The following is an 18650-nucleotide window of genomic DNA, read 5'->3' as shown; positions in this document are numbered from 1 at the left end:
GATTCTTTGCGGAAAATCGTTCGTACGTTCCTGGACGGGTCATAATCTCTGCTCAGCCAGGGCGTCCCGCCCACGGGAAGGACGAGCAAGGACACCAGCACCTCACGGCGAGACAGGGTGGAAGGGCACCGCGCATGCAGGGCACGGTTGACGGATTCAGCTACGGGCTCGTCACGCCTGTCGTGGCATTCCTGATGGGCTGTCTCGGCGGCGCCCTCGGCCTGCGGTGCACCGTGCGGTCGATGGTGGTGGCCAAGTCCTGGCGGGCCGGCTGGCTCGCCCTCGCCTCGGCGGCCATCGGCTCCGGGATCTGGTCGATGCACTTCGTGGCGATGATGGGATTCACCGTCAAGGAGAGCGAGATCCACTACGACCGGCTCACCACCTTCGCGAGCCTTGCCGTGGCCATCCTCATGGTCGGCGTGGGGATCTTCATCGTGGGCTTCCGGGGCGCCCGCGGCACCGCCCTGTTCACCGGCGGCACACTCACCGGACTGGGCGTCGCCTCGATGCACTACCTGGGCATGGCCGGGATGCGGCTGGACGGCCACCTGGAATACAACACGCTGACCGTGGCCGCCTCGGTGGTGATCGCGGTGGTCGCCGCGATCACCGCGCTGTGGGCGGCCGGACAGGTACGCGGCTTCGCCTGGAGCATCGGCGCCAGCCTGGTCCTGGGCCTCGCCTCGTTCGGCATGCACTACACCGGCATGGCCGCCGTCACCGTCCATCTGCACGAACAGCCCTACCAGCAGGCCGCGACGGCGACCGTGCCCGGCGGGGACTCGCCCGCCGAACTGCTCGCGCCGCTCCTCGCCGGCCCGCTGTTCTTCCTGCTCCTGGTCGCCGCGATCGTGGTCTTCGACCCGATGACCGTGATGGGCCGCCCGCAGCACACCCGCGGCACCCGCGGGAACCCCGAACCGATGTCCTCGGCGGTGAACCCCGGCGGTCGCATTCCGCACCAGCGGCCCCGGGCCCGCACCCCGCAGAACCGCTGAACCGCCGTGCTCGCGGCCCCCGCCGAGCCGGGCACGGCCCGTTGTCAGTGGCAGGCCGTACGGTGGTTTCATGCGGCCCGTAACCCAGATCGAACGCACCGTGGCGCCCTTCGAGGTCGTCAGCCAGTACCAGCCCAACGGTGACCAGCCCACCGCCATCGCGGAGCTGGAAAAGCGCATCACCGCGGGCGAGAAGGACGTCGTCCTGCTCGGCGCGACCGGCACCGGCAAGTCCGCCACCACCGCGTGGATGATCGAGCGCCTCCAGCGCCCCACCCTGGTCATGGCGCCCAACAAGACCCTGGCCGCACAGCTCGCCAACGAGTTCCGTGAACTCCTGCCGAACAACGCCGTCGAGTACTTCGTCTCGTACTACGACTACTACCAGCCCGAGGCGTACGTCCCGCAGTCGGACACCTACATCGAGAAGGACTCCTCGATCAACGAGGAGGTCGAGCGGCTGCGGCACTCCGCGACCAACTCGCTGCTCACCCGACGCGACGTCATCGTGGTCGCCTCCGTCTCCTGCATCTACGGCCTCGGCACCCCGCAGGAGTACGTGGACCGCATGGTCCCGCTCAAGGTCGGCGAGGAGATCGACCGCGACCAACTGCTGCGCCGCTTCGTCGACATCCAGTACACCCGCAACGACCTCGCCTTCACCCGCGGCACGTTCCGGGTGCGCGGCGACACCATCGAGATCTTCCCGGTGTACGAGGAACTCGCCGTCCGTATCGAGATGTTCGGCGACGAGATCGAGGCGCTGTCCACGCTGCACCCGCTCACCGGCGAGGTCATCAGCGAGGACGAGCACCTCTACGTCTTCCCCGCCTCGCACTACGTCGCCGGTCCCGAGCGCCTGGAGCGGGCCGTGCGCGACATCGAGCAGGAGCTCACCGGGCGGCTCGCCGAACTGGAGAAGCAGGGCAAGCTCCTGGAGGCCCAGCGGCTGCGCATGCGCACCAGCTACGACATCGAGATGCTCCGCCAGATCGGCTCCTGCTCCGGCGTGGAGAACTACTCGATGCACTTCGACGGGCGCGACCCCGGCACCGCACCCAACACCCTGCTCGACTACTTCCCCGAGGACTTCCTGCTCGTCATCGACGAGTCGCATGTGACCGTGCCGCAGATCGGCGCGATGTACGAGGGCGACGCCTCCCGCAAGCGGACCCTGGTCGACCACGGCTTCCGGCTGCCGTCCGCGCTCGACAACAGGCCGCTGAAATGGGAGGAGTTCCAGGAACGCGTCGGGCAGACCGTGTACCTGTCGGCGACCCCGGGCACCTACGAACTCTCCCGCGGCGACGGCCATGTCGAGCAGATCATCCGCCCCACCGGCCTGGTCGACCCCGAGGTCGTGGTCAAGCCCACCGAGGGCCAGATCGACGACCTGGTGCACGAGATCCGCCGGCGCACCGAGAAGGACGAGCGGGTGCTTGTCACCACGCTCACCAAGAAGATGGCCGAGGACCTCACCGACTACTTCCTCGAACTCGGCATCCAGGTCCGCTATCTGCACAGCGACGTCGACACCCTGCGCCGCGTCGAACTGCTGCGGGAACTGCGGGCCGGTGACTACGACGTCCTGGTCGGCATCAACCTGCTGCGCGAGGGCCTCGACCTGCCCGAGGTCTCCCTGGTGGCCATCCTCGACGCCGACAAGGAAGGCTTCCTGCGCTCGGGCACCTCGCTGATCCAGACCATCGGCCGTGCGGCGCGCAACGTCTCCGGCCAGGTCCATATGTACGCGGACAAGATCACCCCGGCGATGGAGAAGGCCATCGACGAGACCAACCGCCGCCGGGAGAAGCAGGTCGCGTACAACACCGCCAACGGCATCGACCCGCAGCCGCTGCGCAAGAAGATCAACGACATCGTCGCCACCATCGCCCGCGAGGACGTCGACACCGAACAACTCCTCGGTACGGGCTACCGCCAGGGCAAGGAGGGCGGCGCCAAGGCTCCGGTGCCCGCGCTCGGCAAGACCGGCGCCGAGGGCGGCAAGAAGACGGCCGGGAAGAAGGCGGGCAAGACCGTGCCCACCGACCGCCCGGCCGCCGAACTCGCCCAGCAGATCGAGGACATGACCGAGCGTATGCGGGCGGCCGCCGCCGACCTGCAGTTCGAGATCGCGGCCCGGCTGCGCGACGAGGTCTCCGAGATGAAGAAGGAACTGCGGCAGATGCGGGACGCCGGACTCGCCTGAGGCGGCAGTGGCGGTCCCGGGCGCCCGGGACCGCCACTGCCGCGCTCCTGGTGCGCCGGGGCGGCGGGGTTCCCGTAACTCCCGCGCCCGCACACCTTGTTGACCGCGAACAGGTGCGCCCCGGATCGCACACCGGTGGCGGCCCGGGCCTGCTGTGTTGCAAGACCGACACAAAGTCCGCCCGGAGGAGGGCGCTGTCAGTGGCGCTGCGTAGGGTTTTCAGCACGACCGCGGTCACCGCGGGGCAAGAGCTCACTGAGGGGAAGAGCGCGTGACGGTCAACATGACCAAGGGGCAGGCCATCAACCTGCAGAAGAACGACGGGGGCTCGCTGAGCGCGGTGCGCATGGGGCTCGGCTGGCAGGCCGCCCCGCGCCGCGGCCTCTTCGGCTCGCGCACCCGGGAGATCGACCTCGACGCCTCGGCCGTCCTCTTCGCCGACAAGCAGCCGGTCGACGTGGTCTTCTTCCGCCACCTCGTCAGCGACGACGGCTCGGTGCGGCACACCGGCGACAACCTCGTCGGCGGCGTGGGCCAGGGCGGGGACGACGAGGCCGTCCTCGTCGACCTGCAGCGGGTGCCCGTCCACATCGACCAGATCGTCTTCACGGTGAACTCCTTCACCGGCCAGACCTTCCAGGAAGTGCAGAACGCCTTCTGCCGTCTGGTCGACGAGACCAACGGCCAGGAGCTGGCCCGTTACACGCTCGCGGGCGGCGGCCAGTACACGGCGCAGATCATGGCCAAGGTGCACCGCGCGGGCAGCGGCTGGCAGATGACGGCCCTGGGCAGCCCGGCCAACGGCCGGACCTTCCAGGACCTGATGCCCGCGATCCTGCCGCACCTGTAACGGGCGCTCCGCACCACGCGGACACCCGGTGCGCACGGCGCACGGTTCACACGGCCTGCCGGGGGTGGCGGGGCGAGTCGACGGCCCCGCCACGGCGGCGGCCTTGAAGCAGGGGGAAACAGGCGATGACGGCCGAGCTGGTACGGGGGCAGAACCACGCCCTCACCACCACCCGACTGGAGATCCGGGTGTCCGCGGGCGCCCCGGTCGCCGCGGGCGCCACGCTCAGCGACGAGGCCGACCGGGTACGCGGCACCGACTGGGTCGCCCACCCCGGCAGCCCCGCCCTGCCCGGACTCGACGTACCCCGGCAGGCCGCCGCCGACCACCGGCTCGCCGTGGACCTGGAAGCACTGCCCGCCGAGGTCCACCGTGTGCACATCCTGCTCGCCCTGCCCGGCGCGGGCGGCGGCCCCGCCCACTTCGGCGCCTTCGCCGCCCCGTTCGTCTCGGTGACCGGCGCCGACGCCACCGAGATCGCCAGCTACACGATCACCGGGCTCGCCGCCGAGTCCGCCGTCGTCGCCCTGGAGCTGTACCGCAGGGCAGGGGGCTGGAAGGTACGCGCCGTCGGCCAGGGCTATGCGGGCGGCCTCGCCGAACTCCTGCGCGACCAGGGCCTTTCCGAGGCGCACGAACTGGCCGCCGCGATCGAGGAGGCCGTCGCGCGCGGCCTCGCCCGCTCCGTCGCCGCACCCCCGTCACGCTCCGGCGAGGACACCCGGGTCCGCACCGCCGCCGCACCCGACGTGCACACCGTCCCCGACGCACACACGGCGCCCGACCCGCACACCGCACCCGAGGCGCAGACGGTGCCCGGCATCCACGCCGTACCCGACCCGCATGGCCCGACGGCCTCCGCACCGGCTCCGGCCGCCACCGGCCCCGTCGACTACACCCACCCGCGCCGCCGGAGTGCCGCACCGCCGCCCGCCGCCGATCCCGCGCAGCCGCCCGCGCCCGTCGCCGGGGACGCCAACGGCTGGTCCATGGAAGAGCGCCTGTACAACCAGGTCTGGGGCGTCTTCGAGGACCTCGCCCGTACCGTCGCCGCCTACCGCAGCGCCGTCGACTTCGCCGACTCCCGTCTGGAACAGGAACTCGACAAGGCCCTGTCCGACCCGCGCAGCCGGATCGGCGGCCAGGCCGAGGCCGCCCGCGCCGCCGCCCAGGCCCGCAACACCGAACTCGTCGACCGGGCCCGCCAGGTACTCGACCGCGACCTCGCCCAGCTCACCGTCGAGGCGGAGGTAGTCGAACCCGCCCTGCCACCGGCCTACGCCCGCTGGGACAACCCCGTCTGGCACGGCTGGCAGCCGCCCACCGAACAGCCGTTCGCGGTGCGCCTCGGCGACCTGCACCTGCCCGAGAGCCCGCTGCGGATCCCGATGCTGGTACGGCTGCCGCTGGAACGCGGACTGTGGATCGACAGCGGTGCCCACCACGCCTCCGGAGCCACCCTCACCGACGAGGACGACCTGCGCAGGCTCGCCCTCGAAACGGCGCTCGCACTCACCGCGCGCCTGCTGGCCGCCCACCCCGCGGGCAGCTACTCGGTACACGTCATCGACCCCGCCGCGGCCGCGTCCACCGCCTTCGAACCCCTGCTGCGTACGGGAGTTCTGGCCGCGCCGCCCGCCGCGGGAGCCGCCGGAGTCTCGGCGGTACTGGCCCACCTCACGCGCCGCGTCGACCTGGTGCAGATGGCCATTCGCAGCCAGGCCGTCGACTCGCTGCCGCCGGACATCGACACCGGTGAACACCTGCTCGTCGTCAACGACTTCCCGCACGGCTTCGACGACCGCGCCGTCACCCAGCTCCGCTACCTCGCCGACGAGGGCCCCGCGGTGGGCGTCCATCTGATGATGATCGCCGACCGCGAGGAGTCCGCCGCCTACGGCCCGCTGCTCGACCCGCTCTGGCGGAGCCTGATGCGGCTGACCCCGGTCGCCGACGACCACCTCGCCGACCCCTGGGTGGGCCACACCTGGACGTACGAGCCGCCGCTGGCCCCCGCGGGCAGCCACATCGTCCCGCAGGTGCTGTCCCAGATCGCGGCGGCCCGCGAGTACCGCCGCTAGGCCTGTCCGTATGACACGGGTCCCCGTGCGGGAGCCCGCGCCATCCGGGTACCCGCGCCGCCCACGCATCGCCCGCCCGCGCTCTGCGCCTTCCCTTGCCTCGTCCCGCCCTCCCGTGCCGGGCTCGGGGCAAGGCCTCAACCACCCCTCCCACCAGGTGACTTGGCTCTCCTTTACCTAGCTCTTTACCTTTCCTTGGTGATTCGTGTACTGTTCTTTGGTGCGGAGGGGAGTATTCCCTGCACGGTGTCTCCGTCAGTACGGACCGGTCACGGTCCCGGAGCATCGGCCCGGCGGGCGGTAGACCCCCGGGTGGAAGAGACCTCCGGCAGCGATGACGCTGACCATGACGTTTCGTACTGCCGGAGGCGCAGTGGATGTTTCGACGACCCTTTGGGTCCTGACCGTCGTGGGCCTGAGTGCCCTTATCGCCATCGACTTCTTCATCGGGCGCAAGCCGCACGAGGTCTCCCTCAAGGAGGCCGGAATCTGGACCGTGGTCTGGATCGCGCTCGCCGCGGCCTTCGGCCTCGGGCTGTGGGCCTTCGGTGGCGGACAGCCCGCCGGTGAGTTCTTCGCCGGGTTCATCACCGAGAAATCGCTCAGCGTCGACAACCTCTTCGTCTTCGTGCTGATCATGGCGAAGTTCTCGGTGCCCACGCAGTACCAGCAGCGCGTCCTGCTGATCGGCGTACTGATAGCGCTCGTCCTGCGCGCCATCTTCATCGCGGCCGGTGCCGCGATCATCGCCAGCTTCTCGTGGGTGTTCTTCCTCTTCGGCGCCTTCCTCATCTGGACCGCCTGGAAGCTGATCCAGGAGGCCCGGCAGGACGGCGAGGACGAGGAGTTCGAGGAGAACCGCCTGCTCAAGGCCGCCGAGCGCCGCTTCGGAGTGGCCGACCGCTACCACGGCACCAAGCTCTGGGTGCGGCAGAACGGCAAGCGCGTCATGACGCCGATGCTGGTCGTCGTGCTCGCCATCGGCACCACCGACGTCCTGTTCGCCCTGGACTCGATCCCCGCGATCTTCGGTCTGACCCAGGACCCGTACATCGTCTTCACGGCGAACGCCTTCGCCCTGATGGGGCTGCGCCAGCTGTACTTCCTCATCGGCGGCCTGCTGAAGAAGCTGGTCCACCTCAGCTACGGGCTCTCGGTGATCCTCGGCTTCATCGGCGTGAAGCTGGTGCTGCACGCCCTGCACGAGAGCGGCGTGCACGTGCCCGAGATCTCCATCCCGGTCTCGCTCGGCGTCATCTGCGCGGTGCTGGTCGTCACGACCGTCACCAGCCTGATCGCCTCGCGCAAGCAGGAGGCCGCGGCAGCGGCCGAGGAGAAGGCGCGCATCGACGCCTGACCCCGCACGCGCAACGACCACAGGACGGCGGCCGCCCCGGCGTACGGGGCGGCCGCCGTATGTGCGTAAACCTTCCCGAGCTGTGAGGATCCGGGCATGGGGAAGAGCGACCTGTGGCGTGCGGCCGTGCGGTGGACCTCGGTGGTTCCGGTGGCGGCCGTGGTGCTGCTGGTACTGACCTGGGGGCGGGATCTGCCGGGCTTCGCGGTCGCCGTGGTCTCACTGGTCCTGGCCCTGGCCGTACTCTCCGCGGTGCACCACGCCGAGACCGTCGCACACCGCGTGGGCGAACCCTTCGGCTCCCTCGTGCTCGCCGTGGCGGTCACCGTCATCGAGGTCGCGCTCATCGTCACCTTGATGGCCGACGGCGGCGACAAGGCGGCCACCCTGGCCCGCGACACCGTCTTCGCCGCCGTGATGATCACCTGCAACGGCATCGTCGGCATCAGCCTCCTCGTCACCTCGCTGCGGCACCGGGTCGCCGTCTTCAACTCCGAGGGCACCGGAGCCGCGCTCGCCAGCGTGGCGACCCTCGCCACGCTCACCCTGGTCGTGCCGAAGTTCACCACCAGCAAACCCGGCCCCGAGTTCAGCACCGTCCAGCTCACCTTCGCCGCGATCTCCTCGCTGGTGCTCTACGGGCTCTTCGTCACCACCCAGACCGTCCGGCACCGCAGCTACTTCCTGCCGGTCACCGCCGAGGGCGAGGTCATCTCCCGCGAGGACCACGCCCCGCGACCCGCCCGCGCCACCGCCCTGCGCAGTCTGCTGCTGCTCTGCCTGGCACTTGTCGGCGTGGTGGGCCTGGCCAAGGCGGTGTCCCCGACCATCGAGTCCGGTGTCGAGGCGGCCGGGTTCCCGCAGGCCGTCGTCGGAGTGATCATCGCGCTGCTGGTGCTGCTCCCGGAGACCATCGCCGCGGTACGCGCCGCCCGGCGGGACCGCGTACAGATCAGCCTCAACCTGGGCCTCGGCTCCGCCATGGCCAGCATCGGCCTCACCATCCCCGCCGTCGCCCTGGCCACCGTCTGGCTGTCCGAACCGCTGGTGCTCGGCCTCGGCGCGACGCACATGGTGCTCCTGCTGCTCACGGTCGTGGTCGGCACCCTCACCGTGGTGCCCGGCCGGGCCACGCTGTTGCAGGGCGGCGTGCACTTGGTGGTGCTCGTGGCCTACCTGGAGTTCGCGTTCACCCCCTGAAGCCCTTGAACCCCCTGAAGCCCCTGAACCCCCTGACCGGGCATCCCTGCCCCGGACGCCGCCGGCCCGCCACACCCCGGGGACCCGGCCCCGGCACCCGCCCGGCCGTGCGAGATCCTGGCCCCAAGCACGTGACCCACGACACCCGGAGGACCCCTGTGCCGCGCACCCTGGCAAGCGCCCCGATCATGATCCTCAACGGGCCGAACCTGAACCTGCTCGGAACACGGCAGCCCGAGATCTACGGCAGCGACACCCTCGCCGACGCCGAGGCCCTGTGCGCCAAGACGGCTGCCGCGCACGGCGGCACCGTGGACTTCCGCCAGTCCAACCACGAGGGCGAGCTCGTCGACTGGATCCAGGAGGCACGGCAGAGCCACTGCGGCATCGTCATCAACCCGGCCGCGTACACGCACACCTCGGTCGCCATCCTCGACGCGCTCAGCGCCTGCGACGGACTGCCCGTCGTCGAGGTGCACCTGTCGAACGTGCACAAGCGCGAGGAGTTCCGGCGGCACTCGTACGTCTCGCTGCGCGCGGACGCCGTCATCGCGGGCTGCGGGATCCAGGGCTACGCCTTCGCCGTGGAGCGGGTGGCCGCGCTCGCCGGGACTGGGGACGCCACCGGCTGAGCGGCCGGGCAGCCGGTACGGGGCGCCCGCCGCGGGACGGGCGCCGACCGGTCGATGAGGCGGGAACGGAGCCGGGGCGCGCGCCCCGGCACGTCACCAGCCGCGCGCCCGCCACTCCGCGAGGTGCGGGCGCTCGGCGCCCAGCGTGGTGTCCTTGCCGTGGCCCGGGTACACCCAGGTCTCGTCGGGGAGCGCGCCGAAGATCTTCGTCTCGACGTCGTCGATGAGGCGCGCGAAGGCCGTGGCGTCGTCGAAGGTGTTGCCCACGCCGCCGGGGAAGAGACAGTCGCCGGTGAAGACGTGCGGGTGCCCGTGCGGGTCGTCGTAGACCAGGGCGATCGAGCCCGGGGTGTGCCCGACCAGGTGCCGGGCGGTCAGCTCGACCTGGCCCACCCGCACCGTGTCGCCGTCGTCCAGGGCCGCGTCCGTGGCGACCGGGATGCCCTCGGCGTCCTCGCGCCCCGCGTAGGTACGGGCGCCGGTGGCCGCCACGACCTCGGCCAGCGCCTGCCAGTGGTCACCGTGCCGGTGCGTGGTCAGGACGGCGCCGATGCCGTCGTCACCGATGAGCGTGAGCAGGGTCGCCGCGTCGTTGGCGGCGTCGATCAGCAACTGCTCACCCGTCGCGCGACAGCGCAGCAGATAGGCGTTGTTGTCCATCGGCCCCACCGCGACCTTGGAGATCATCAGGTCCGTGAGTTCGTGCACATCCGCCGGGCCGCCGACCGTCACATCACCCTTGTAGGTCATGGCACCAGCCTACTCAGGCCCACCGACAGGCCCGCGCGCGGAGGGCCTCCTCGCGCGGGCGGTACGGGTCCTACAGAGCGGGCAGTACGGGCAGTTCGCCGCCCGTCGTCGTCAGCGCGGATCCGGGCCTGCGGCCGGCCAGCCAGCCGACCAGTTCCGCCTGCGAACCGGTGACGGTGATCGCGTCGTCCCCGGCGCGGCCCGTGGTCAGGCTGCGGCCGTCCGCCTGCCGGATCAGGACCGGCGGGACCGTGGCGTTGCCGCGGAAGCGCTGGGTGAGGAAGGCGATCTCCTGCTGGAGGAACTCGGTGGGCAGATCCTCGAGTTCGTAGCCGATGTCGAGGTCCACATGGTGCAGTTCCATCTCCACCAGGCGCCGGAAGGGGACCCGCGAGGCGGAGTCCATGACGCCGTTGCGCAGCTCCACGGTCCGCGACCAGTCGGCGGGGGCCGCGCAGGTCTCCTCGAACCGGGCCTCGCTCTCGCGCAGATCCGTGAGCTGCGTCTCCAGCGGGCGGTCCGCGTCCCGCTCGATGTCGGCCTCCCGCGCCTCGGCGCTCGCGTACATCGGGCGTCCGGTGAGGACGTTGACGAGTGCGTCGGCGTTGCGGGAGAGGTGGGCGAGGATGTGCCCCCTGCTCCAGCCCGGAAGCCGTGACGGCGCGGCCACGGCCGCGTTGTCCAGTTTGCCGACCGCGATCAGCAGTCGCTCGGTGGCCCCGTGCAGGGCTGCCAGGTCACGCCCATGATCGTTCATGGTCCTGACCCTAGCCCCGCCACCTCTTCGGGTGAAGCGGTCCGTCCGCCGTCACAATTCGAAAGGGCGTGCTATAAGCTCTGTCGCGGTATCAGGCATCCTTGGATGAGTTCCGGGATTTCCCCAACCAGTCCATCGCCGAGGCGGCCCCCCATAGTCTTGAGGACGCAGGGGCCCCGCCCCTGGCTTCTCTCACGAAAGGTGCGGACCGGCGTGGCCGACCGTCTCATCGTCCGTGGCGCGCGCGAGCACAATCTGAAGAACGTCTCGCTCGACCTCCCGCGTGACGCGCTCATCGTCTTCACCGGTCTCTCCGGTTCGGGCAAGTCCTCGCTGGCCTTCGACACCATCTTCGCGGAGGGGCAGCGCCGCTACGTCGAGTCACTGTCCTCGTACGCGCGGCAGTTCCTCGGCCAGATGGACAAGCCCGATGTCGACTTCATCGAGGGACTGTCGCCCGCGGTCTCCATCGACCAGAAGTCCACCTCGCGCAACCCCCGTTCCACGGTCGGCACCATCACCGAGGTCTACGACTATCTGCGGCTGCTGTTCGCCCGCGTCGGCAAGCCGCACTGCCCCGAGTGCGGGCGGCCGATCGCCCGCCAGTCGCCGCAGGCCATCGTCGACAAGGTGCTCGAACTGCCCGAGGGCAGCCGGTTCCAGGTGCTGTCGCCGCTGGTGCGCGAGCGCAAGGGCGAGTTCGTCGACCTGTTCAGCGATCTGCAGACCAAGGGCTACAGCCGCGCCCGGGTGGACGGCACGACCGTCCAGCTCACCGAGCCGCCGACGCTCAAGAAGCAGGAGAAGCACACCATCGAGGTGGTCGTGGACCGCCTCACCGTCAAGGACAGCGCCAAGCGCCGCCTCACCGACTCGGTGGAGACCGCGCTCGGCCTGTCCGGCGGCATGGTCGTACTCGACTTCGTGGACCTCCCCGAGGACCATCCCGAGCGCGAGCGCATGTACTCCGAGCACCTGTACTGCGCCTACGACGACCTCTCCTTCGAGGAGTTGGAGCCGCGCTCCTTCTCCTTCAACTCGCCCTTCGGCGCCTGCCCGGACTGCACCGGCATCGGCACCCGGATGGAGGTCGACCCGGAGCTGATCGTCCCCGACGAGGAGAAGTCGCTCGACGAGGGCGCCATCCACCCCTGGTCGCACGGCCACACCAAGGACTACTTCGGGCGCCTGGTCGGCGCGCTCGCCGACGCGCTGGGCTTCCGTACCGACATCCCCTTCGCCGGGCTGCCGCAGCGCGCCAAGAAGGCACTGCTGCAGGGCCACAAGACCCAGATCGAGGTCCGCTACCGCAACCGGTACGGGCGCGAGCGGGTCTACACGACGGCCTTCGAGGGGGCCGTGCCGTTCGTGAAGCGGCGGCACAGCGAGGCGGAGAGCGACGCCAGTCGCGAGCGCTTCGAGGGCTATATGCGCGAGGTGCCCTGCCCGACCTGTGAGGGCACCCGGCTCAAGCCGATCGTGCTCGCGGTCACCGTGATGGAGAAGTCCATCGCCGAGGTCGCCGCGATGTCGATCAGCGACTGCGCCGACTTCCTCGGGCAACTCACCCTGAACGCCCGCGACAAGAAGATCGCCGAGCGGGTCCTCAAGGAGGTCAACGAGCGGCTGCGGTTCCTCGTCGACGTCGGCCTGGACTACCTCTCCCTCAACCGCGCGGCGGGCACGCTCTCCGGCGGCGAGGCACAGCGCATCCGGCTCGCCACCCAGATCGGCTCCGGACTCGTGGGCGTGCTCTACGTCCTGGACGAGCCCTCCATCGGCCTGCACCAGCGGGACAACCACCGGCTCATCGAAACGCTGGTCCGGCTGCGCGACATGGGCAACACCCTCATCGTCGTCGAGCACGACGAGGACACCATCAAGGTCGCCGACTGGGTCGTGGACATCGGCCCGGGCGCCGGTGAGCACGGCGGCAAGGTCGTGCACAGCGGCCCGTTGAAGGAACTCCTCGCCAACGACACCTCGATGACGGGCAAGTACCTCTCCGGCAAGAAGCAGATCCCGCTGCCGGCGCTGCGGCGCCCCATCGACCCGGCGCGCAGGCTCACCGTGCACGGCGCCCGCGAGAACAACCTCCGCGACATCGACGTGTCCTTCCCGCTCGGTGTGCTCACCGCGGTCACCGGAGTCTCCGGATCGGGCAAGTCCACCCTGGTCAACGACATCCTGTACACCCACCTCGCGCGCGAGCTCAACGGCGCCCGGAACGTGCCGGGACGGCACACCCGGGTCGACGGCGACGACCTCGTGGACAAGGTGGTGCACGTCGACCAGTCGCCCATCGGCCGCACCCCGCGCTCCAACCCGGCCACGTACACCGGGGTGTTCGACCACGTGCGGCGGCTCTTCGCGGAGACGACCGAGGCGAAGGTGCGCGGCTATCTGCCGGGCCGGTTCTCCTTCAACGTCAAGGGCGGGCGCTGCGAGAACTGCTCCGGCGACGGCACCATCAAGATCGAGATGAACTTCCTGCCGGACGTGTACGTGCCGTGCGAGGTCTGCCACGGCGCGCGCTACAACCGGGAGACCCTGGAAGTCCACTACAAGGGCAAGTCCATCGCCGAGGTCCTGGACATGCCGATCGAGGAGGCCCTCGGCTTCTTCGAGGCGGTGCCCGCGATCGCGCGCCACCTCAGGACGCTCAACGACGTCGGCCTCGGCTACGTACGGCTCGGCCAGAGCGCGCCCACGCTCTCCGGCGGCGAGGCGCAGCGCGTGAAGCTCGCCAGCGAACTGCAGAAGCGCTCCACCGGACGCACCGTGTACGTCCTGGACGAGCCCACCACCGGCCTGCACTTCGAGGACATCAGCAAGCTGATCAGCGTGCTGTCCGGCCTCGTCGACAAGGGCAACACGGTCATCGTCATCGAGCACAACCTCGATGTCGTCAAGACCGCCGACTGGCTGGTGGACATGGGCCCCGAGGGCGGCAGTGGCGGCGGACTCGTGGTCGCCGAGGGCACCCCGGAGCAGGTCGCCGCGGTACCGGCCAGCCACACCGGCAAGTTCCTGCGCGACATCCTCGGCCCGGACCGGATCAGCGACGCGAGCCCGGCCGCCAAGCCCGCGCGCAAGACCGCCGCCCGCAAGAACGCGGCCACCGCCAAGGCGCCCGTCAAGGCAACCGCCAAGAAGACGGCGGCCCGTAAGACGGCGGCGAAGAAGAGCGCGGGCTGACGGCTCGCTCGTAGGCGGCACTTGTACGCGGCACTCGTACGCGGCAACGGCAGAGGGCGGACGCATCCGGTGCGTCCGCCCTCTGCCGTTGCCTCCTGCATCGCCGCCGCGTCCGTCCGGCGGCGGTCCCGCTAGTCCAGCTCGTGCGCGTACGGAGGCTGGGCGCCCGGACGCGTACAGGTCAGGGCGGCGGCGCGGGCGGCGTAGCCGAGTACGTCGCGCCACTGTTCCTCGCCGAGGCCGGTCAGGGCGTCGGCCGGGGCGAGGGCGTCATGGGCCGAAAGCCGGTGCAGCAGCGCGGCGTTGACGGTGTCCCCGGCGCCGATGGTGTCCACGACGGCCACCGGGACACCCGGCACCTCGATCCTGCCCTGGGCCGTGACCACCTCCAGACCCTCGCGGCCGTGGGTCAGCACCACCGCCGAGGGGCCCTGCGCCAGCCACTCGGCCGCCGAGCCGCCCAGCCAGCCCGCGTCCTCCTCGGAGAGCTTGAGCAGGGTGGTGTGCGGGAGCCAGGAGCGGAAGCGGGAGCGGTAGGCCTCGGCGTCGGGGATCAGGTCCTGGCGGATGTTGGGGTCCAGCATGGTGAACACACCGCGCCCGGAGGCGTCCCGCAGCACCTTCTCGTAGGCGCTCGCGCCCGGTTCCAGGGCCAGCGAGCAGGTGCCGAAGCAGATCGCCCGCATCGACTCGGGGAGGCGGTCCGGCACCGCGAAGAGACGGTCGGCGGTGCCCTCGACGTAGAACGAGTACCGCGCCGAACCGTCCGCGCCCACCGTGGCCACCGCCAGCGTGGTCGGCTCCGGGCCGCGCTGCACCCAGCCGATGTCCACGCCCGCGGCCTCCAGACCGTCGAGCAGCGTGCGCCCGAAGGCGTCCGAGGAGATCCGCGAGCAGAACGCGGGCCGGGCGCCCAGCCTGCCGAGTGCCACGGCCGTGTTGTACGGGCCGCCGCCCGGCGAGGGAATCAGTGGCGCCCGTGCGCCCGCCCCCTTGGGGACGAGATCGATCAGGGCCTCCCCGGCGACGACGATCACGGGTGCTGCTCCCTCTCGTTGTGTCTGCTCGTGGTGTGTGTGCGTGGTGTTTGCGCGTCTGTGCGGCGTGGTGTCGTTGTGTCTTCGTGCCATTGCTCCCGAGAACGTATCGCGAGCGGCCGGGCGCGCGGACCGGGCGGGTACGGGGGAGCGCACAGGAGTGCGCAGGTGGGCGCGGTCGGCCCGGCCCGCACCGGCGTACGCCGGGCGCCCGGTGGGTACCGGGCACGGGCCCGACGATCACCGGCGATAGGGTCGTGCGGCACGACGGGCGCGGGGCGCGCGCAGGCCGTCGGCCCCCGCTTCGGCGCGTACGCGCTGCCCGGACGGCGAGGGGTCCGCCGCACCCGGTCACCCGGCCCCCGTCCGTATCCGCTCAGCGCCGAGGAGTCCCGTGTCGCAACGTCCCGCCGCCCGCCGCACCCTGCTGCGGGGTGCCGCCGCAGTCCCCGTCGCCGGTATAGGCCTCACCGCCTGCGGCACCGAGGACAACGCCAACCGGTCCACCCCCACCGCACCGGTGAACCTCGGCTCCGCGGACGGCGTCCCGGACGGCGGCGCCGAGATCTTCCACGACCACAACGTGGTGGTGAGCAGGAAGGGCGACACCTACAAGGCGTTCAGCACGATCTGCACGCACGGCCGGTGCCCGATCAACCGGGTCGAGGGCACCACGCTCATCTGCCCCTGCCACGGCAGCAAGTTCGACGCCACCACGGGCGAGGTGCTCCACATCCCGGCGACGCAGCCGCTGCCCGAGGTGCCGCTCAAGGTCACCGGCGGAAAGCTGGTCGCCGGTCCGGAGGCGTGAACACGCCTGTGGTGCACGGGAGTTGAGGCCGGGGTCGACCCGCGGTCGCGGGCTGGCGCCTCTCAGTCCCAGTCCCAGCCGATGCCCAGGATGCCGGTGGTGACCTCGGTCTCCACCAGATGCACCGAGCGGTGGTGCCCGCTCAGGGTCAGATCGCGGCGCTCGCTGGGCGGCGCGGTGGCCGTGAGCCGGGCGAAACGGTGGCAGCGCACCGGCAGCACGCCCTCGGTGAACCGCACCTGGAGCGCGTACTGCCCGCCCGCGAAACTGAAACCGCGCATGTACTCGGTGGCCACCCCGGCGGTGCCGTCGCCGATCCCGTACCGGAACACGTGTGTGTCGCCCATGTTCAGGCGTACGTCGAAGAGCAGCTCGGCGACCAGCACACCGGAGGCCTCGTCCCAGCGCACCCGCCCGCGGCGGCAGTTCTCCAGGGCGCGCACCTCGACCCGGTCCGGGGCGCAGCCCGGGTCGCCCTGGTGGATGACCACATAGCGGTCCACGCCCTCGCCGTGGGCCCGGACGATGTGGTGGGAGTCGCGCTCCAGGAGCTCGCGGCGGGCACCTATCCGTACGCTCTCGTGGTGACTGAGGGTGTGCAGCCCGCCGTCCAGGGGTGCGTCGAGACCGCCGAGGAGCCGCTCCACGACCTGCGACTCACCCGTGATGGCGCGATACGCGCGGGCGGGCGGCCGTTCCCGGTCGGGACGCTCGGGAGGCTGGGCGAGCAGCCGGATCAGCGATTCCTGCGGGAGCTGGAGGATGTCCTCCAGGAGCCGCACCGCGCGCAGGGACTCGGGGCGCTGCGGTCGGCGGGCGCCCTGCTGCCAGTAACTCAGGCTGGTCACACCGAGTTTGACCCCGCGCCGGGCGAGATGGTGCTGCACACGTTGCAGGGGCATCCGGCGGGCGGCGAGCGCGGCCCGCAGGGCGAGGTGGAAGGGGCCGGTGCGCAGCGCTTCTTCCAGCCGTACCGTCGCGGCGTCCACATGGCCGGCGTGGGGCATACACAGGGCCTCTCTGTGAATGTTCACACCCCCCGGCCGCGGCGGTGCGTCCGGGCTGTGGGGCCGCGCTGGTCGGGCGCGGCGGCGTGTTCACATCCGTACGCCGACTGTTCACGTCGGCGGGTCATCCCGTATTGAAGCGTGTTGACCTGCACTGGACAACACCCGATGCTCATCCGCAACGTCCGGACGTGCTTCCACCTCCTCCACCCCACGGCAGGCAGGAACACGATGCGTCTCACACTCCGCACCCCCCATCGCCGCAGACGTCTGTCCGCGCTCGTACTCGCCACGGCGGCCCTCGTCGCCGTCCCCGCCACCACGGCCTCCGCCGCCACCGCCCCCGAGGACCCGGGCAGCGCCCCGGCGGCCTCCCTTCGCGCCGCCAACCGCCTCGGCATCACCATGCAGGCGCAGGAGAAGGACAACTGGTGCTGGGCCGCGAGCGGCAACACGATCGCGGACTTCTACGGCCACGACTACAGCCAGAACACCTTCTGCAACGCGGCGTTCGGCCGGAGCACCGGCACCGAGTGCCCCAACAACCAGGCCACCCTCGGTGACGTCCAGAACGCCTTCGACTGGGCGGGCATCGGCTCCGGCTCCTACGTCGGCTATCCGCTCAACTACTCCACCGTGCAGAGCGAGATCAACGCGGGCCGTCCGGTCGAGACCCGCATCGGCTGGACCAGCGGCGGCGGCCACATGCACGTCGTCTATGGCTTCGACACCGCGAACAACTGGGTGTACTGGGGCGACCCGTGGCCCTCCAGCGACCGCTACAACTGGGCCTCGCACTCCTGGTACGTCGACAACAACACCTTCGACTGGACCCACTCGCTCTACCGGATCGGTGCGTGACGACGATGACCACAGCACACAGCCGCCGTCTCGCATCCGCCTGCCTCACGGGCGCCGCCGCCACCCTCGCCCTCGGTCTCACGGCCACCGAGGCGGGTGCGGAGCCCGCACCCGCCGCACCCTCGCCCGCCGCCGTCGCCGCGGCGTACGAGGCGGCCGGCTCGCCGCGGACCCTGGAGACCCTGTCCCGGTTCTTCGCCCGCGACGGCGCGGTCAGCCGTGCGGCCGCGGACCCGAAGGTGGGCCGCGAGACGGTGCCCGTCCACTACCTGTCGCCGCGGTTCGTGGCCGGGGACAGCGGCGCCCCCGTCGGCGAGGTGCAGTTCCTCGCCACCGCGGCGGTCTCCTCCGACGGCCAGAAAGCCTCGGTGTGGACCGCGCGGCAAGGCGGCGAGTGGCAGGTCGTCAACATCGCGACCGGCGACGACGAAACCCGTCACGCCGCCCTCGGCGCCCGCAAGCTGCCCGGCGGCACGGTCTTCCAGGAGCCGCAGATCGGCGCCTGGTACGTGCAGCGCGGCAACCGCGTCCTGCCGCTCGACGAGGACGCCCGCAAGGCGATCGGCACCCGGGGCACCAGCCTCACCGCCTACCGGGACCGCGTGCACCGCGCCTACGCGGACAAGCTGCCCGGCTCCGCGTACGACAGGAAGGGAGAGGCGGGCGGCTTCGACCAGGGAGGCGGCACCGCGCAGGCGCCCGGGAGCGCGAAGGGGGCGCAGGCCTCCGGGACCGCGCCCGTGCAGCAGGCGCAGGCCGGAGGCGAGTCCTCCGGATCCGCCGTCACCGTCGCGAGCGCCCTTGCCGGTACGGGCGCCCTGGCCGCGCTCGGACTGTGCGGGGCACGGCTGTTGCGCGCACGCCGCCGTACCGGCTGAGGTCCGGTCGGACCACCATCC

General features: G+C 71.1%; 15 protein-coding genes. 11 read left to right on the top strand and 4 right to left on the bottom strand.

Features of this window, described 5'->3' with window-relative positions:
• Window positions 1–134: 134 nt before the first annotated feature.
• From HUT18_RS05170 to aroQ, 7 genes are all read left to right on the top strand, one after another.
• Window positions 135–1001: an MHYT domain-containing protein gene (locus HUT18_RS05170; protein WP_176098212.1), complete on the top strand. Its 867-nt coding sequence runs from the start codon at window positions 135–137 to the stop codon at window positions 999–1001.
• Between the two features lie 70 nt (window positions 1002–1071).
• Window positions 1072–3210, top strand: a complete 2139-nt coding sequence (gene uvrB / locus HUT18_RS05165; protein ID WP_176098211.1) for an excinuclease ABC subunit UvrB — start codon at window positions 1072–1074, stop codon at window positions 3208–3210.
• A 271-nt stretch (window positions 3211–3481) separates the two neighbouring features.
• Entirely contained in the window at window positions 3482–4060 is a 579-nt protein-coding gene (locus HUT18_RS05160) for a TerD family protein (RefSeq protein ID WP_176098209.1), read from the top strand.
• A gap of 125 nt (window positions 4061–4185) precedes the next feature.
• On the top strand, window positions 4186–6141 hold the full coding sequence (locus tag HUT18_RS05155; protein WP_176098207.1) for a TerD family protein: 1956 nt from the start codon (window positions 4186–4188) through the stop codon (window positions 6139–6141).
• A gap of 373 nt (window positions 6142–6514) precedes the next feature.
• Window positions 6515–7498, top strand: coding sequence for a TerC family protein (locus tag HUT18_RS05150; RefSeq protein ID WP_176098205.1), 984 nt, complete (start codon window positions 6515–6517; stop codon window positions 7496–7498).
• Between the two features lie 96 nt (window positions 7499–7594).
• Window positions 7595–8698 carry a calcium:proton antiporter gene (locus tag HUT18_RS05145; RefSeq protein WP_176098203.1) on the top strand — a complete coding sequence of 368 codons (1104 nt, stop codon included), beginning with the start codon at window positions 7595–7597 and terminating at the stop codon, window positions 8696–8698.
• Between the two features lie 158 nt (window positions 8699–8856).
• Window positions 8857–9330 carry a type II 3-dehydroquinate dehydratase gene (aroQ, locus tag HUT18_RS05140; RefSeq protein ID WP_176098201.1) on the top strand — a complete coding sequence of 158 codons (474 nt, stop codon included), beginning with the start codon at window positions 8857–8859 and terminating at the stop codon, window positions 9328–9330.
• Between the two features lie 93 nt (window positions 9331–9423).
• Here aroQ and HUT18_RS05135 read toward each other — a convergent pair whose 3' ends face one another.
• Both HUT18_RS05135 and HUT18_RS05130 read right to left on the bottom strand, forming a co-directional pair.
• Window positions 9424–10080 (bottom strand): MBL fold metallo-hydrolase, encoded by a 657-nt coding sequence (locus tag HUT18_RS05135; protein ID WP_176098200.1) that lies wholly within the window; start codon window positions 10078–10080, stop codon window positions 9424–9426.
• A 70-nt stretch (window positions 10081–10150) separates the two neighbouring features.
• Entirely contained in the window at window positions 10151–10837 is a 687-nt protein-coding gene (locus HUT18_RS05130; protein ID WP_176098198.1) for a maleylpyruvate isomerase family mycothiol-dependent enzyme, read from the bottom strand.
• A 213-nt stretch (window positions 10838–11050) separates the two neighbouring features.
• Between HUT18_RS05130 and uvrA the strand changes: the two genes are divergently transcribed.
• Window positions 11051–14035: an excinuclease ABC subunit UvrA gene (gene uvrA, locus HUT18_RS05125; protein WP_254878429.1), complete on the top strand. Its 2985-nt coding sequence runs from the start codon at window positions 11051–11053 to the stop codon at window positions 14033–14035.
• A gap of 131 nt (window positions 14036–14166) precedes the next feature.
• Here uvrA and HUT18_RS05120 read toward each other — a convergent pair whose 3' ends face one another.
• On the bottom strand, window positions 14167–15072 hold the full coding sequence (locus tag HUT18_RS05120; RefSeq protein ID WP_176098194.1) for a carbohydrate kinase: 906 nt from the start codon (window positions 15070–15072) through the stop codon (window positions 14167–14169).
• 394 nt (window positions 15073–15466) lie between these two features.
• Between HUT18_RS05120 and HUT18_RS05115 the strand changes: the two genes are divergently transcribed.
• Entirely contained in the window at window positions 15467–15883 is a 417-nt protein-coding gene (locus HUT18_RS05115; protein ID WP_176098193.1) for a Rieske (2Fe-2S) protein, read from the top strand.
• A 62-nt stretch (window positions 15884–15945) separates the two neighbouring features.
• Here the strand turns inward: HUT18_RS05115 and HUT18_RS05110 are convergent, their stop codons facing one another.
• Complete coding sequence (locus tag HUT18_RS05110) at window positions 15946–16890, bottom strand: hypothetical protein (protein ID WP_176098192.1); 945 nt, start codon at window positions 16888–16890, stop codon at window positions 15946–15948.
• Between the two features lie 231 nt (window positions 16891–17121).
• On the opposite strand from HUT18_RS05110, the gene HUT18_RS05105 reads away from it, so the two are divergent.
• Together HUT18_RS05105 and HUT18_RS05100 are read left to right on the top strand one after the other, a co-directional pair.
• Window positions 17122–17751, top strand: coding sequence for a papain-like cysteine protease family protein (locus tag HUT18_RS05105; RefSeq protein WP_176098191.1), 630 nt, complete (start codon window positions 17122–17124; stop codon window positions 17749–17751).
• 5 nt (window positions 17752–17756) lie between these two features.
• The gene (locus tag HUT18_RS05100; RefSeq protein ID WP_176098190.1) at window positions 17757–18629 is read left to right on the top strand and encodes a hypothetical protein; all 873 of its coding nucleotides are present in this window, start codon (window positions 17757–17759) and stop codon (window positions 18627–18629) included.
• Window positions 18630–18650 lie beyond the last annotated feature (21 nt).

Origin of the sequence: Streptomyces sp. NA04227 (assembly GCF_013364195.1) — a bacterium.
Lineage (GTDB): Bacteria > Actinomycetota > Actinomycetes > Streptomycetales > Streptomycetaceae > Streptomyces.
The sequence above is the reverse complement of the archived record's forward strand: the minus strand, read 5'-3'. Positions and strand labels throughout refer to the sequence as shown.